The sequence below is a fragment of the Shewanella oneidensis MR-1 genome, from assembly GCF_000146165.2.
In the GTDB taxonomy this organism is placed as follows: domain Bacteria; phylum Pseudomonadota; class Gammaproteobacteria; order Enterobacterales; family Shewanellaceae; genus Shewanella; species Shewanella oneidensis.
Map to the genome: position 1 here is coordinate 54,471 of NC_004349.1, position 13,402 is coordinate 67,872.

The window sequence follows — 13,402 nt, forward strand, 5'->3', positions numbered from 1 at the left end:
TAACAATCATGTGGATTAATCTCAGTTACCTCATTATGTTGTTAATGAATGGATTAGCACCAGAGTATTTTGATCAATTGGCAGGTTACTTAAATCACACTCACCTAAGGGATCAAACGTTATTGGGATTGACTCATGACCTGAAGTAAAAAACGCATTTAATTCATTCTGCCATGGTAGGGGTAAATCAAGTTGCCGTAGTGGCGCATTAGTCGTATGAAACCGCCATAGATTGACTAAACCATGTGCATTAACACAGTAACATTTTTCCAGTGGCGAATATTCCTGTTGCGAGCGATTAGACTTGACCATAATGCTGATATTGTCGATAAACGAGTCCATGTCCTGATTGATTATGGCCGCAAGACTACGCAGCATCGCCATACTGTATTTCGAATCTTTTAGGCTTGTGAGTTTTTCTCGTAAATTATCTGTAACAGGTGTGACACCTAGAATGGCATATACGGCATTGCAGGCTAAGACCGTCACTTTATGACCAGTTACAAAGGGTGGCACAAATTGCTTTTTATAGGCGGCGATAGTGGGTGAGTCATTAATGGCGAGTGCCGCTAGCAGCGGCCAAATATGCAGACTATCAGTCCCCGAAAAATATCCCCCTCGCACCAATCTTACTAAACAACCAAAACGCCCCGCCAAAGTCAGGCAATTTGTAAACTCAGCGAAGTTATCAAAGGCCACGCGTTGTATTATGGCTAATTCGGTTAATTCATATTCTATGTAACGAAAGCGATCAATAAATTCGCTAGCAACGAGCTCACGATTCTTTATTAAATACTGATCTAGGAGAGCGAGTTTAACTGCTTGTGGCTGAGTTAACTGCTCGTCATTTTCTGCCAGTTTCTGTAATACGCTTAGAGCTTGATCTCTATCTTTTTTAGGGTAACTTTTCATCCTACATCTCACTTACTATCGGAAGCATAACTTCAAGGTTGAAAGTAGTCTTAGAAATACCTGGTTCTGTCGCAAACTGAGGAACGAGTTTATCATATAGGGGGAATTCAAAGGCCCAAGAAGGGCCTTTGAATAATGTTAGTGAGCGGCAAGAGCTGCGTAGATTTTAGGATCTTGCTGAATCGTCGCAAGCACTTTAGCTGCTAATCCTGCAGGATTGCGGCGTTTACCTTCCCAACTTTTAACAGTGTCGACACTGACACCCATCGTGGCAGCAAATTCGGCCTGCGTCACTTTAAGCAGATCTTCACGGATTGACTTAACATCAGCAACTTCATAACGAGTTACTCGAGCGGGCTTTTTGAGACCATGATGAATTTCTACCGCTTCTTCAAGGGAGGCTTGAAGTTCGTTAAATATACTCATTTGCTCTCTCCTTTAAGTGATTGAACGATTAGTTTTAGTTTGGCCTTTTCTTCCGCAGTTAGGCTATCTTTAACTGCTTTTGGATAAGCGAGTACCAGGTAAATTTTATCGGCCAGAGCAAGGACATAGAGCACTCGTATACTGCCACTCTTCCCTTTGTTTCCTACAGCCATTCTAACCTTTCGAAGGCCACCAGTACCTTTGATAATATCGCCTTTATCCGGCTGAGCAATAAGCTCTGCTTGCAAATCCTTTAGTTCGTCATCAGTTGAAAGTTCCTTGATCTGTCTTGTAAAGACAGAGGTTTCAACAAACTCAATAGCATGGCTCACTAATTAAAATCCTTATACCACCACAAGGTGTACATTGTACACCTTGTGGCAGTGGTAATCAACACAGAGTCATTTGCCGTTTTGTTGATACGACACTCTAGTCAAGACTGCTTTAGTGAATCAGTCTGGTGTAGAGTGATTCACTGGTACTATCTAGGGGTAAACTACTATTATAAATTTATAATTAATCTATAATTCTATATTTTAATCAATAGGATAAGCATATTCAAAATGTTCATCACACAGGATGTTCTTGAATGTATCTTGTGGCTGGATTATCACAAAATTCGCATTCCGTGCCTTCAGGGACTTTCCACTCAGCACAATACGGGTATTATAGCGTCACTCTTGATTTTTATCCCAGATGGACCGGCGTGACAAGCTATGGTCAATGGCAATAACAGCAGTAAGAGTATCCAGTTCATTGATATCATTGCTGCACGGGGTTTGTATCTGTTTTGGGCTGTGCGGCGCGGTAAGCGTCCATGATTGGAGCCCAGGCCATGCCACTGGGAACAGGATAGTGCTGATAGGCTTTGCTGTAGTTCGCGTCAAAATCAGCCCAACGATTTGCAAACTGACTTGAGAGAGGGAAACGCTTCTCATCGGGATCATCTGTGACCTCTTTGGCAATCCCCCTAGCCAGCAGGATATCAGGCTTCACCTTGGCATTGGTTAAAAACGCTTCCACATAGCCGCCGGTGGTCATACCTAAGCCAATGTTATCTCGGCGTACTTCAAGCCACTCATCCCTTACCTTGATACGATAAGGTTGCGCAATCATGCTTTCCAGTTCTGCTGGCAACACCAAGCTAATGCGATAGCGCTTTTTGTCGTGGAATGAAATCCACTCTACCTCTACCCTATCGGGGGCGGGGTGAACATCTCGGCGACCGGCAGTGATCAACCAGCGATAGTCCCTTTCACTAAGCGACTCTGCATCAACGCGACTAGACGCTCCGTTGGTTGAGGCATCTACCAATTTGCCCTGACGATAAAAGAGCACCTCCGTCACCCATATCTTATCAGCATTGGATCCCACCATATGGCGCCACTCTAGATTTTTTAGCTCAGTTGGAACGGTCTGACAAGCTGTGATCAATGGCAACAGCAGCAATAATTGTATCCAGCGCATTAATAACCTCCCTTTTGGTTACCCGTCATCTTGCTAACCTCTTTTTCACCCATTCTATTGGGATGCTGACTTGTAATGGTATAGCGAGTCTGGCCACTCTATTGAGGCTGATATTAGATTATTGAGAGCAAATACAAATGGCTAAACCTCGATAGGTATCCATTTAAAAAACGCTTTGGGGCAAAAGCGCGTTAGCCCAAAGCCTGCGTACCTGCGTAAAATGATGGTATTCAGCGCGTGAACCAGACTAGGCAAGTCTGATTCACGAGGCTAAAAAAATAATGATACTGGCACCCCAAAGCGCTGACTGAGTGCTTCAATGTGGTGTCTATTAAGCTTCTTTCCTTCTGCGGCATTGAGTAACTTACTCACATTACTTTTTGAGCCTAATTCGGGAAGATCTGCAACACCAAGACGATACTGCGCCATAAGCGTTTTCAATACCGCTATACCACTATCCATTTCGGCTATCGCTGCATTAAATTCAGCAAATTCATCAGCCTGTTCTTCCCATCGCTCAATGCTAAGTGACAACATCTCAATCAAAAATTTGTTTGAGTCGTAATCATCAACCAGATCGTCCATTAATGCTAATGCTTGCTCGTAGTCGTCCTGAGTTTCAATGTGCGCGAGGTATGGCACTTTGGCCAATGCTTCTCTAATTTCAATACATGCAGTAGGTAGCATATACATTACTCCTTTGTTCGACGGTACTTATCAGTCAGCTTGCTATAGTCTGCATGGCTAACCACGTGCTTCACATACATCCTGTTATCTCGGAACTCGATGAAAGCGATAATGCGTAGATTGTTACCTCCCACATCAATTACCCACCATTTATCTCGATATTTAAAGTTATCTAAAGACGGAAATACTTGTCGTAAATCATCAGGATTGGTGAATGTGCCACTGCGTAAGGTGCTGTATATCTGCACCAAAGCGTCCTTATCGTTAGGATACTTTTGGGCGGCATCATTAAATGGTTTTCTTGAAATAACGTGCACGGTCTTTCCCTGTTTCCGTTTTGGAAACTATAGCACAGTAGTTTCCAAAACGGAAACGCCTGTGCATACACGTATAACCGACATGGGCGTTGTTGATTAAATCATTTCATAGAACGTAATCGTTCCAAGACTTCAGGCCGATTAAACAACTTGCTGGCGAACGGGCATACCCAATCTAATGATTTTGTTCATCGCCTTCACACCAGCCAACGCCTCTGCTGCTTGCCCATTGTAGTCACGCAAACTTTGCATTGGACTATTCAACTGTTTATATCGGCCCATGGCGGTCTCTGCTAGAGAGCGCTGGTGATAGCCATTATCGATTTTCCATTGTTTCAGTTGACCCGTTTTCTGTGCTTCTACGGCTTCATTGCGTGGGGATCTGATACATCTCCACTTACCAATAAAGAAATAAATTATTAGGGTCTGTTGATCTTTGCTGTACAAATGTTCTTCAGCAATACATCGGCAGCCACATTAACATAAACGCCAGTGACACCATACTGGCGTAATTTCTTGCTAGCTTGTCATATCTTGTTGATATTGCTCGATAGTGCTTAATTCTTCCAAAAGCATTCTCCACTAAATGTCGATACCGATATAAGCACCAATCGACTCTTTCTTGAGGTGTATTCTTATAGCGGCGCCTTGGAATAACAGATTTCCCGCCTTTATTGGCGATAAGTTCACGAAAAGCATCGCTGTCATAACCTTTATCTGCAATGACGGTATCAACCTGCTTCAGGTGCTCAATTAAGCTGGGGGCGTGTGTAATATCGTGTTTTTGGCCTTCTGATAATTCGAAATAAATCGGTAATCCTCCGCTGTCGACGGCTAAGTGAATTTTGGTTGAATTACCGCCTCGACTTTTACCAATACTCTCATTACTTAGCGTCGCGGCACCTGCACTGTGCTGGTGAGCCCGCACTATCGAGCCATCAATAAAGACCCATTCTATATCAGCAAGGTTGGCTAAGGCCTTGAATAAATGTGCTAGAACGCCTTTCTTAGACCATAAATGAAACCGTCTAAAGACCGTGCTCCAATGACCGAACTCTTTAGGTAAATCTCGCCAAGGGATACCTGTTCTAAGGCGGTAAAGAATACCTTCGAATGTTTGTCTATGTTCAGGTTTGTCATAAACACGGCCTGTGCTTTTCATTAAATGAAATAGCTTTTCCCAGCGTGCATCGGTTAGCATAAGTCTTGGCATGGCTTGAGGTTATGGTTACTTTTGGCGAAGCAAATTATAACGTCTTGGCATGCTGTCTAAAAATCACTCTCGAAAGATCAACAGACCCTAATTTATTTATTTCTTTGTAAAATTCAATATCCGACATTTTTTCAAAGTGAGATTTCATTGCCATAATTAAATCCGAACGATTAATCTCTTGTCTATTATCATTTTTATACGCTAACGCATTGTATTTTTTAACTAATCCTTGTATTTCAGCCAGTTGTTTATCTGTTGCAGAAAATGAAACAGGCTTCTTTTTATCAACAACTTTTTTAGTGCGGATATTAGAATCTGCACCATCTACAAAATCATCAATAGCCTTGATGTTTGACTCACTTTTTTTCATTTTATCTCTGCTAAACATTGCTCATCAGCTCCATTAACAGGTAACTCATTTCAGCTTTAGCCTTATAATCATTCCATTCATGAACACCAACAGCGGCAGCATACGACTTCCTGTAAGCCGTGCGCTCATAAATTACCGATTTTAAAAGTGTAAACTCAGGATACTCTTTGAGTAGTTTACGAGCTTCTAATTTCTCAGACTGAGAGTTAGTTGGACTCATGTTAATAAAAACATTTGCTTTCAACTTCTCATTGTAATCTTTGGCCGTAGTCAGTGTTTCAGCCATATGTTCCATAAGTGTAGCGGCTTGCACACATAATCCCTTCGGCGCGATTACATCCATCAATCGGGGCTTACATTAATTGACAATAAGCAAATCCGCCGACTCAAATTAATTGACAATGGGCGCAGATTAATTAACAACGGGCTTGCATTCATCTTGGTGGACTCACATTAACTGCCAATAAAAGTACGCTAAGCTTCTTACCCCGTTGAACGGTCACATGCCAACTTCTTAGCAACCCGAATTACCGTTCTATCCGACACATTGGTGAGTTTGGCGGTATCGCTAATACTCAGCTTGTTGACAACTCGTAGTTGATAGATTTTTTCGTGTAGATCTGAGTCTGCTTGCCGTCCTCTGTATTTCCCTCCCTCTTTGGCTTTCTTTATTCCTTCAGCCTGACGGCGGCGGCGATCTTGATAATCTTTTCTCGCGATAGCAGCTAGCATATCCATCATCATGCTATTTATCGCTTTGATCATCGATCCAGTAAATTCATCGGTGATTTGGGGAGAGAGTGCAATATGACTGGTTGGCAAGTCCAGGCTAATCACTTTGAGTTCTTTCCCGTGCAGCATTTCTTTTAATGTGAACCAGCTTTTCTCATCCAGACGAGAAAGCCTGTCTATCTGTTCAATGATGATTGCATCACCTTTCGCAGCATCATCAAGTAAACGAAGAAGTTCAGGTCGTTGCAGCGAAGCTCCTGATTCATTTTCGATGTACCATCCAGCTATACGAAATCCCCTATCTTGTACAAACTTCTGTAAGGTACTCTGCGCCCGTTTTGCATTTTGGTCGCTTGTTGACGCTCTAAGATAGCCAAAAATGTACATAATCAGACCTAAGTGACATTTAAGTTATGATCTAACAGAGTGTGGCATATAGGTTATGACAAATATATAAAATATGCCACTTTTCATCTGTGACCACAGGGTATACCTTATTGTCATGCCGTAGTTAACATTACTTTGATTTGGTATCCAACATCATATATTATTGAAGTGTTAATTATTCACACAAATAGGTGAAAACATGTCACGGACTACCAGTGTTACTATCGGATCACAGTTAGATGAATTTGTCGGTCAGCTTATTTCGTCAGGTCGCTACGGCTCGACAAGCGAAGTTGTGCGTTCTGCCTTACGACTATTAGAAAGACAAGAAAACCAGACCATAGCTTTGAAAATGGCGATTGAAGCTGGTGAGCAAAGTGGTGAATGTGCATTATCACTTCATGACATCGCTGCAATGGTGAAACAAAAGCACAATGTATAAACTTTCCAACCTTGCTGCCGAAGACTTTGAGCGAATTTTTGAATACACCTTATTGAACTTTGGTGTTAAGCAAGCGGATGACTATACAGTAAGTATGCATAACGCTTTGTTGGCAATCACTGAGCAGCCTCTAATTGGGCATGAGTGCCTAGAAATTGCCAAAGAACTTCGACGTCATAATCATCATAAACATGCGATTTTCTATAAAAAACAGCCTGATGGGATCTACATCCTCCGCATCCTTCATCAACAAATGGAACCATTACGGCATTTTTATCCAGATACGGACTAAAGCCCAACGCGCCCAAAATGTAAAGTTAGCTTTTACATAGCTCAACTCTCTGCGAGCTTGTTGGATCATGACTGTTTAATGGCAGTTAATGTGAGTCTGCCAAGATGAATGGGTAATCCCCCCTCAAATTAATCTGCGCCCATTGTCAATTAATTTGAGTCGGCGGATTTGCTTATTGTCAATAAATGTGAGTCCATTTGAGCGGATGTAATCGCGCCGAAGGGATTATGTGTGCAAGCCGCTACAGGTAGGGGCTCATGCCAAGTGCGCCATCGCGAAGTTAATGCGACAGAACCCTATCCAATGCCCGTATCATCTGGTCCACTCGAAACAGGTTCGCCAGCGTGAACAACATCGCCAGTTGGTTATCGCTCTTATAGTCATCTCTTATTTTTTAATTTTTACCGATTTTTTCAAGTTCGTGGACTATTCTTTGTTCAATTTGCACTGCGGGCCAAATAATATACTCTTCAAAGTCATGGCAATTGGAATCATCTATAGGAATCTCTACCCCTCCTTTCCAAATCAAGCGATTATCTCGAGGACCAATAAGAAAAGTGATTTCACTATAATTTGAATCTCTTTCCTTTTCGTAATAAGTTGAGCCAATCAACCTCCATCTTTTCTTTTTAATAGCTTCGCCGGCGATCACCACGGGATTGAAAAGGCGAGAAGAATTAACGATCTCAGAAAGGGACATTTCTATGCCACCTTGAATATTAAACACTTCGATGATAAGGCCACTCCCCCCTCTATCCTCAATTATTCTAGCAAAACAGAATGCCATTCCCTCCTTAGTGAAATCATAGCGAGAAAAACTTTTTAGCCCACTAACATCCGTCAAAAACAACGGAATTGAGTATACATCACCATCTTTCATTCCACCCTCCACTTATTTATTAGTCGCATCCATTTTTCTTCGGCTTATTAATATCAAGCTTAGCCTTTTCATACTCAGCATTGAATGCCTTACCTCTGTACTGGTCAACCCAAACTGGACACTTTTACTTGAGAATTTTCAAACTCTACAGGTGACATATCGTCATTAGCAGAATGCAGCCGCTCCAAGTTGTAATATTTCATGTAAGCAGTCACATCTTGCTTCATAAACTCCCTTGTTGGTTGATTAACTTTAAAAATCCAATCGTGTTTTAAGCTGCCAAAGAATCGCTCAACAACGGCATTATCCCAACACGCTCCCACAGGTTCTGTCGCAAAGTTTAGGTTAAGTACAAACGTGCCGAATTCTAGACACAATTATGCTGCGAGCGCGTAAAATCGCTCCCAAACGGGCAAACTTAAATCACCAACTTGCCCACGTTTAATTTGGGTCCAGACCTCTTGGCCTGACATGGTAGCTGTTGCACCCTCTATGGAGTTCCAACCCAACGCCTGATACATCTTTTGCTTGATCGGTCTATGGCTTTGCTCAACTATATTATTGAGATATTTTATATCAACAACTTCGATTAAGCTCAGCATAAAAACAACGCTTAGCCACAAGTTCACGTTCATATTATGTAAAGCTAAAGCATTGGCTCCGCTCTTATCTATGACCACTTTTTCGGTAGTGTTCATAATTCTGTGTCATTTCAGTAAAATATTCAAAAACAGGAATGACACATGACCCAACCTTTTAACTTCGAACAAGCCCTTAAAGATCTGCAGTCAGGTAAAAGCCTCACAGGTAAAGACAGCATTCTTGGCCCACTGATCAAGCAACTCACTGAAGCGGCTCTCCAGGCTGAGCTTGAGCAGCATTTAGCGCATGATCCTCAGCCTAATCGTAAAAATGGCAAAACCCCTAAGACCATTAAGCATCCGTCCGGTAACTTTGAGTTAGACGCGCCTAGAGACCGCAATGGCACCTTTGAGCCTCAGTTGATTAAGAAAAATCAAACTACACTAACCGATGAAATCGAACGTAAAGTGTTATCGATGTTCAGTATAGGTATGAGCTATCGCGATATTAATCAACATGTTGAAGATATGTATGGGCTCAATGTGTCTAACGCAACAGTCAGTGCTATCACTGACAAACTCATCCCCGAACTTAAAGCGTGGCAACAGCGCCCATTAGATAGCCATTATCCTATCGTTTGGCTTGATGCGATACATTATAAAGTCAAAGAGGATGGGCGTTACGTCAGTAAAGCCGTTTACACATTGTTAGCGCTTAATATGAAAGGAAAAAAGGAAATTTTGGGGCTTCACTTGTCCGAAAATGAAGGCGCTAATTACTGGCTATCCGTACTGACCGATCTTAATAATCGTGGTGTAAAAGATATTCTTATCGCCTGTGTTGACGGCTTGACCGGTTTCCCTGAGGCCATAGCCAGTATCTTCCCTCATACGGAAACACAGCTATGCGTTATCCACCAGATCCGCAACTCAATGAAGTATGTCGCCTCAAAAAATCAGAAAGCGTTTATGGCTGATTTAAAGCCTGTGTATCGAGCCGTGAGTAAAGAAGCCGCAGAGATGGCATTGGACGAACTGGAGGCCAAATGGGGTGATGCTTATCCGTTGGTAATCAACTCTTGGCGTCGCAAATGGCATAATTTGTCCCATTATTTTAAGTACCCAGAACATATCAGGAAAGTGATTTACACGACCAATGCGGTTGAGGCTGTACATCGCCAATTTAGAAAGCTCACCAAAACCAAAGGTGCATTTCCTAATGAAAATAGCTTGTTGAAGCTACTTTACGCAGGCATATTAAACGCCTCAGATAAATGGACCATGCCAATCCACAATTGGAGCCTTTGTTTATCTCAGTTAGCGATTTATTTTGAAGGACGTTTAGATAGCGTGCTAGAAATTTAAAAATTAGCCTGACACAGAATTTTGAACGCCCTCACTTTTTCTGGCAAACCGTTGGTGCCTATTGCTTTACGCAGAAAGGCTTGAGCGGCTTTTTCGTCTCGCTCTTTGCTTAAGTAAAAATCCACGACGTCACCAAATTTATCAACGGCTCGGTAGTAATACCACCATTCGCCTTTGATTTTGATGTAGGTTTCATCCATACGCCAAGATGATGAGACTGGTCGTTTAATTAGACGTCCCTTGGACTCAATCATTGGGGTGAAATTGATTACCCAGCGATTAATGGTGGAGTGGTCGATATGGCTACCTCGCTCAGCAAGGATCTCTTCGATATCGCGATAGCTAAGCTTATATGACACGTAGTAACGAACCGCTAGAAGAATGATGTCTTTTGGATGTTGGTAGCCTGAGAAGTCCATGTAATGCACGAGTTAAAGTTAAAAACACCAATTTGAGCATGACATGGACTATTTAGTTCCCTGTCATGCGACAGAACCAAATTAATCTACCGGTAAACCAGCAGCTTTCCGCTGTTCACGTATTTCACTTGCATGGTTGACAATATAATTACGTAAGTCAACCAATCCAGACCTCACTTGTAGCAACTCTTTTACATGAGTTTCTTTTGGTGTCACAACATTAATGTTAGATGTATCCCACTCCAGTGCTTTATCTATCAAACTAACCCAGAGTAAGGGATTTTTACCTACCCACTCATTAATATACAAACCAACATTCTCATTCAGTGCATCCATCAATGCTGGTGCTCCGTCAAGCGGTAAATCAGGATTGACGACAAGTAAATATCGAAAACGGAGTTGACCTACATAAAACCAAAAGACGGCCTCCTCTTTACGATCTTCCTGAAAGAGACGAGCAGCATAAAGATACAATAAAGATGGATGAACGCTATGTAATTGAGACTCAATTTTTTCATGTGTCTCTACTTTTACATCATCAACAGAAATTTGTGCCATCACAGGTGTACCTATCAATACTAGAAGAAATAATAAATTTTTTAGCAACACATAAATCCTTAAGTTCTAGAAAAGAAGAATGATCTGATCCGCTAACTCTGGACACTTAACGGTTCTGTCGCAAACTGAGATCTTGCCGCTCCAAATTGAAGGGGCAGTATCCTTCAGATACAACTAGGCGGTTCTGTCGCAAACTGAGATCTTGCTGCTCCAAATTGAAGGGGCAGTATCCTTCAGATACAACTAGGCCGTTAAAGAATAAAATTGTTCCCACGGGGCCATCATTTGAGCCGTGTCCATTTGCCCCAACTTGATCATGGACCAAAGCTCAACGCCAGCCAGTGTTGACTCAGCCCCTTCCCAAGACTTCCAGCCTAGGCATTAATTTTACCCTTCACTTTTCGGTTGGCTTTGCTCGACAATATTATTCAAATATTTAACGGTAAGCACCTCAATCATAAAGAGCATACATCCTGATAGCCACAGCCGAATGTTAACAGTATCTAACGCTGCAGCATTGGCGCCACTTTTATCAATAACCACCTTCTCAGGTAAGCCATGTTGATTGATAGCTTTAGTGAAAAAAGCGTGTGCGGCCTTCTCATCACGGGTTTCACTCAAGTAAAAATCAATCACCGCGCCGAATTTATCCACTGCACGATAATAGTAAACCCACTGCCCCTTCATTTTTATGTAAGTTTCATCCATTCGCCACGAGCCAGATACTAGACGTTTTTTCTTCCTGAATATGGCTTCGAGCAGAGGTGCATATTTGATAACCCAGCGGTTCAGTGTTGAGTGGTCAAAATGAATGTTTCGCTCTGCGAACATTTCCTCAATTTCACGGTAACTAAGTTTATAAGCAAGGTAATATCGCAGCGCTTGCATGATGATATCAGATGGAAAATGTCTGCCAGAAAAATTGAGGGTCATGCAGTGGATGCTCCAAATTCATATTGAAAGATCATTCACTGTTAAACTCTTATCGTCAACTTTGCGACAGAACCAAATAAACTTCAATTACTTATAAGTTTACTTGTAATTTCTTGTGTGCTCTTCACAGAATTCAGTGCCCGATAAATAGAGGCTTCTCCAAGGTGATACTCCTTGGCAAGCTGTCCAATGGTGGCCCCCTCAGCTCTTTTATCATAAATAGCCTGTTTTAAGGTGTCCGTGAGTTTTACAGGTCTACCAAATTTAACCCCATTTTCATGTGCTTTTGCGATACCTTCGGCCTGTCTCTCTGTCCGCAAGTCATTTTCAAACTCAGCAATCGCAGCCAACATATTGAACATGAGTCTCCCAGTCGAAGTGCTCGTATCAATGTTCTGATCGATAACGAGTAAATCAATGCCTTCACTTTGAAAACGCGAAGCAATCTGGGCTAAGTGGACGACTGAGCGAGCAAGACGATCGAGTCGTGTTACCACTAGGGTATCCCCTTCACGTAAATAACTCATGCAAGATTGAAATTCAGACCGTTCAGCCGTCCTCCCACTGCGTTTTTCTTGATATATCTTATTGCACTCAGCTCGATGCAATTTGCTGAGTTGTACTTCTAAGCTTTGACCTGTGGAACTCACTCGAGCATAACCAACTCTGGACATAAATTACCATATCTCTTTAAAGGTTTTGATAATGCATTTATGATAGTAGTTTTGATAGATAATAACTAGGGCTATCAAATAGTATACATTTTGATAAGGTGCATTTTTGACTTTTATCGCCCAACTGGTGTAAATTGAGCGAATCGAACGATTCGTTTAAAGGTGATAAATGAACACTCTTTCAGCCAATGAAGCAAAAATTCACTTTGGAGATTTGTTGCTCAAAGCCCAACAATCTCCAATCCAAATTAATAAAAATGGCAAGCCTGTAGCCGTTGTAATTTCTGCTGATGAATACCAAAGTATCGAGGCGCTAAAATTACACTTGCTACAATCTAAAGCGGTGAAAGCCATGACCGACATCCAAACGGGCAATTTGGTTGACGGTAATACCTTTTTTGATGAGCTGGCTGCAGGGCTGTATGACTAATGGCAGTAACTTATCATTTAACACCTGATGCACAGTCTGATCTGATAGGCATTCACCGCTTTACGTTAGCCCAATGGGGGGCTACTCAGTCAAAGACCTATTTATCCGGACTTAAACAAACGATTCAGCTGCTGGCTGAAACACCCACCCTTGGGAAAAATAGACCCGAGGTACGCATGAATGTGTTTAGTTTTCCTTATTCAAGTCACGTCATCTATTACATCCAACATGAGCATCAATTCGTTGTATTTGGGATCTTACATAAAAGTATGGTTCCACTTACTCATCTCGCAGAGCGGGAAACCATCTGATGTAGT

Annotated in this window: 18 protein-coding genes and 6 pseudogenes; 5 read left to right on the forward strand and 19 right to left on the reverse strand. The window is 42.0% G+C overall.

What is annotated here, in order from left to right; genetic code table 11:
* Positions 1-33: 33 nt before the first annotated feature.
* The 11 genes and pseudogenes from SO_RS22435 to SO_RS22485 form a co-directional block, all read right to left on the reverse strand.
* Positions 34-912: a hypothetical protein gene (locus tag SO_RS22435; RefSeq protein WP_011074393.1), complete on the reverse strand. Its 879-nt coding sequence runs from the start codon at positions 910-912 to the stop codon at positions 34-36.
* Between the two features lie 138 nt (positions 913-1,050).
* Complete coding sequence (nadS, locus tag SO_RS22440; protein ID WP_011074394.1) at positions 1,051-1,338, reverse strand: NadS family protein; 288 nt, start codon at positions 1,336-1,338, stop codon at positions 1,051-1,053.
* Positions 1,335-1,670 (reverse strand): type II toxin-antitoxin system RelE/ParE family toxin, encoded by a 336-nt coding sequence (locus SO_RS22445; RefSeq protein WP_011074395.1) that lies wholly within the window; start codon positions 1,668-1,670, stop codon positions 1,335-1,337. The genes nadS and SO_RS22445 overlap by 4 nt, the downstream gene beginning before the upstream one ends.
* A 430-nt stretch (positions 1,671-2,100) precedes the next feature.
* Positions 2,101-2,805, reverse strand: coding sequence for a DUF2931 family protein (locus tag SO_RS22450; protein WP_011074396.1), 705 nt, complete (start codon positions 2,803-2,805; stop codon positions 2,101-2,103).
* A 270-nt stretch (positions 2,806-3,075) separates the two neighbouring features.
* Positions 3,076-3,492 (reverse strand): helix-turn-helix domain-containing protein, encoded by a 417-nt coding sequence (locus SO_RS22455; RefSeq protein WP_011074397.1) that lies wholly within the window; start codon positions 3,490-3,492, stop codon positions 3,076-3,078.
* A 5-nt stretch (positions 3,493-3,497) separates the two neighbouring features.
* Positions 3,498-3,809, reverse strand: coding sequence for a type II toxin-antitoxin system HigB family toxin (locus SO_RS22460; RefSeq protein WP_011074398.1), 312 nt, complete (start codon positions 3,807-3,809; stop codon positions 3,498-3,500).
* A 141-nt stretch (positions 3,810-3,950) separates the two neighbouring features.
* Positions 3,951-4,187, reverse strand: a pseudogene (locus SO_RS22465) (IS5/IS1182 family transposase); the annotation flags it as partial.
* A 76-nt stretch (positions 4,188-4,263) separates the two neighbouring features.
* Complete coding sequence (locus SO_RS22470) at positions 4,264-5,022, reverse strand: IS5-like element ISSod6 family transposase (RefSeq protein ID WP_011071076.1); 759 nt, start codon at positions 5,020-5,022, stop codon at positions 4,264-4,266.
* A 34-nt stretch (positions 5,023-5,056) separates the two neighbouring features.
* A complete protein-coding gene (locus SO_RS22475; protein ID WP_164925946.1) occupies positions 5,057-5,410 on the reverse strand; it encodes a hypothetical protein in 354 nt (117 codons plus the stop codon).
* On the reverse strand, positions 5,403-5,705 hold the full coding sequence (locus SO_RS22480; protein WP_164925947.1) for a hypothetical protein: 303 nt from the start codon (positions 5,703-5,705) through the stop codon (positions 5,403-5,405). Before SO_RS22480 ends, SO_RS22475 begins: the two co-directional genes overlap by 8 nt.
* Before the next feature lie 170 nt (positions 5,706-5,875).
* On the reverse strand, positions 5,876-6,511 hold the full coding sequence (locus tag SO_RS22485; protein WP_011074400.1) for a recombinase family protein: 636 nt from the start codon (positions 6,509-6,511) through the stop codon (positions 5,876-5,878).
* A 199-nt stretch (positions 6,512-6,710) separates the two neighbouring features.
* Between SO_RS22485 and SO_RS22490 the strand changes: the two genes are divergently transcribed.
* Positions 6,711-6,953, forward strand: a complete 243-nt coding sequence (locus SO_RS22490) for a type II toxin-antitoxin system ParD family antitoxin (protein ID WP_011074401.1) — start codon at positions 6,711-6,713, stop codon at positions 6,951-6,953.
* A complete protein-coding gene (locus SO_RS22495; protein ID WP_011074402.1) occupies positions 6,946-7,245 on the forward strand; it encodes a type II toxin-antitoxin system RelE/ParE family toxin in 300 nt (99 codons plus the stop codon). The genes SO_RS22490 and SO_RS22495 overlap by 8 nt, the downstream gene beginning before the upstream one ends.
* Before the next feature lie 280 nt (positions 7,246-7,525).
* Here the strand turns inward: SO_RS22495 and SO_RS23355 are convergent.
* The 4 genes and pseudogenes from SO_RS23355 to SO_RS22510 form a co-directional block, all read right to left on the reverse strand.
* Positions 7,526-7,621 (reverse strand): annotated as a pseudogene (locus tag SO_RS23355) (hypothetical protein); the annotation flags it as partial.
* 18 nt (positions 7,622-7,639) lie between these two features.
* Complete coding sequence (locus SO_RS22500) at positions 7,640-8,125, reverse strand: immunity 26/phosphotriesterase HocA family protein (protein ID WP_011074403.1); 486 nt, start codon at positions 8,123-8,125, stop codon at positions 7,640-7,642.
* A 104-nt stretch (positions 8,126-8,229) separates the two neighbouring features.
* A pseudogene (locus tag SO_RS22505) lies at positions 8,230-8,448 on the reverse strand (integrase core domain-containing protein); the annotation flags it as partial.
* A gap of 54 nt (positions 8,449-8,502) precedes the next feature.
* Positions 8,503-8,811, reverse strand: a pseudogene (locus SO_RS22510) (DDE-type integrase/transposase/recombinase); the annotation flags it as partial.
* A gap of 57 nt (positions 8,812-8,868) precedes the next feature.
* Between SO_RS22510 and SO_RS22515 the strand changes: the two are divergent.
* Positions 8,869-10,071, forward strand: a complete 1,203-nt coding sequence (locus SO_RS22515) for an IS256-like element ISSod4 family transposase (RefSeq protein ID WP_005054087.1) — start codon at positions 8,869-8,871, stop codon at positions 10,069-10,071.
* 32 nt (positions 10,072-10,103) lie between these two features.
* Here SO_RS22515 and SO_RS22520 read toward each other — a convergent pair.
* The 4 genes and pseudogenes from SO_RS22520 to SO_RS22535 form a co-directional block, all read right to left on the reverse strand.
* Positions 10,104-10,490 (reverse strand): annotated as a pseudogene (locus tag SO_RS22520) (IS6 family transposase); the annotation flags it as partial.
* 81 nt (positions 10,491-10,571) lie between these two features.
* Complete coding sequence (locus tag SO_RS22525; RefSeq protein ID WP_011074459.1) at positions 10,572-11,099, reverse strand: hypothetical protein; 528 nt, start codon at positions 11,097-11,099, stop codon at positions 10,572-10,574.
* A gap of 323 nt (positions 11,100-11,422) precedes the next feature.
* Positions 11,423-11,981, reverse strand: a pseudogene (locus tag SO_RS22530) (IS6 family transposase).
* An 83-nt stretch (positions 11,982-12,064) separates the two neighbouring features.
* Positions 12,065-12,655: a recombinase family protein gene (locus tag SO_RS22535; RefSeq protein WP_011074405.1), complete on the reverse strand. Its 591-nt coding sequence runs from the start codon at positions 12,653-12,655 to the stop codon at positions 12,065-12,067.
* A gap of 169 nt (positions 12,656-12,824) precedes the next feature.
* Between SO_RS22535 and SO_RS22540 the strand changes: the two genes are divergently transcribed.
* Both SO_RS22540 and SO_RS22545 read left to right on the forward strand, forming a co-directional pair.
* A complete protein-coding gene (locus tag SO_RS22540; protein ID WP_011074406.1) occupies positions 12,825-13,085 on the forward strand; it encodes a type II toxin-antitoxin system Phd/YefM family antitoxin in 261 nt (86 codons plus the stop codon).
* Positions 13,085-13,396 (forward strand): type II toxin-antitoxin system RelE/ParE family toxin, encoded by a 312-nt coding sequence (locus SO_RS22545; RefSeq protein ID WP_011074407.1) that lies wholly within the window; start codon positions 13,085-13,087, stop codon positions 13,394-13,396. Before SO_RS22540 ends, SO_RS22545 begins: the two co-directional genes overlap by 1 nt.
* Positions 13,397-13,402: the final 6 nt, after the last annotated feature.

Bases quoted from the DNA above. Each gene is read 5' to 3' on its own strand.
- SO_RS22475 (WP_164925946.1), bottom strand. From the start codon at position 5,410: ATGTTTAGCAGAGATAAAATGAAAAAAAGTGAGTCAAACATCAAGGCT.
- SO_RS22485 (WP_011074400.1), bottom strand. From the start codon at position 6,511: ATGTACATTTTTGGCTATCTTAGAGCGTCAACAAGCGACCAAAATGCA.
- SO_RS22545 (WP_011074407.1), top strand. From the start codon at position 13,085: ATGGCAGTAACTTATCATTTAACACCTGATGCACAGTCTGATCTGATA.
- SO_RS22495 (WP_011074402.1), top strand. From the start codon at position 6,946: ATGTATAAACTTTCCAACCTTGCTGCCGAAGACTTTGAGCGAATTTTT.
- SO_RS22490 (WP_011074401.1), top strand. From the start codon at position 6,711: ATGTCACGGACTACCAGTGTTACTATCGGATCACAGTTAGATGAATTT.
- SO_RS22435 (WP_011074393.1), bottom strand. From the start codon at position 912: ATGAAAAGTTACCCTAAAAAAGATAGAGATCAAGCTCTAAGCGTATTA.
- nadS (WP_011074394.1), bottom strand. From the start codon at position 1,338: ATGAGTATATTTAACGAACTTCAAGCCTCCCTTGAAGAAGCGGTAGAA.
- SO_RS22455 (WP_011074397.1), bottom strand. From the start codon at position 3,492: ATGCTACCTACTGCATGTATTGAAATTAGAGAAGCATTGGCCAAAGTG.
- SO_RS22515 (WP_005054087.1), top strand. From the start codon at position 8,869: ATGACCCAACCTTTTAACTTCGAACAAGCCCTTAAAGATCTGCAGTCA.
- SO_RS22535 (WP_011074405.1), bottom strand. From the start codon at position 12,655: ATGTCCAGAGTTGGTTATGCTCGAGTGAGTTCCACAGGTCAAAGCTTA.
- SO_RS22500 (WP_011074403.1), bottom strand. From the start codon at position 8,125: ATGAAAGATGGTGATGTATACTCAATTCCGTTGTTTTTGACGGATGTT.
- SO_RS22450 (WP_011074396.1), bottom strand. From the start codon at position 2,805: ATGCGCTGGATACAATTATTGCTGCTGTTGCCATTGATCACAGCTTGT.
- SO_RS22540 (WP_011074406.1), top strand. From the start codon at position 12,825: ATGAACACTCTTTCAGCCAATGAAGCAAAAATTCACTTTGGAGATTTG.
- SO_RS22470 (WP_011071076.1), bottom strand. From the start codon at position 5,022: ATGCCAAGACTTATGCTAACCGATGCACGCTGGGAAAAGCTATTTCAT.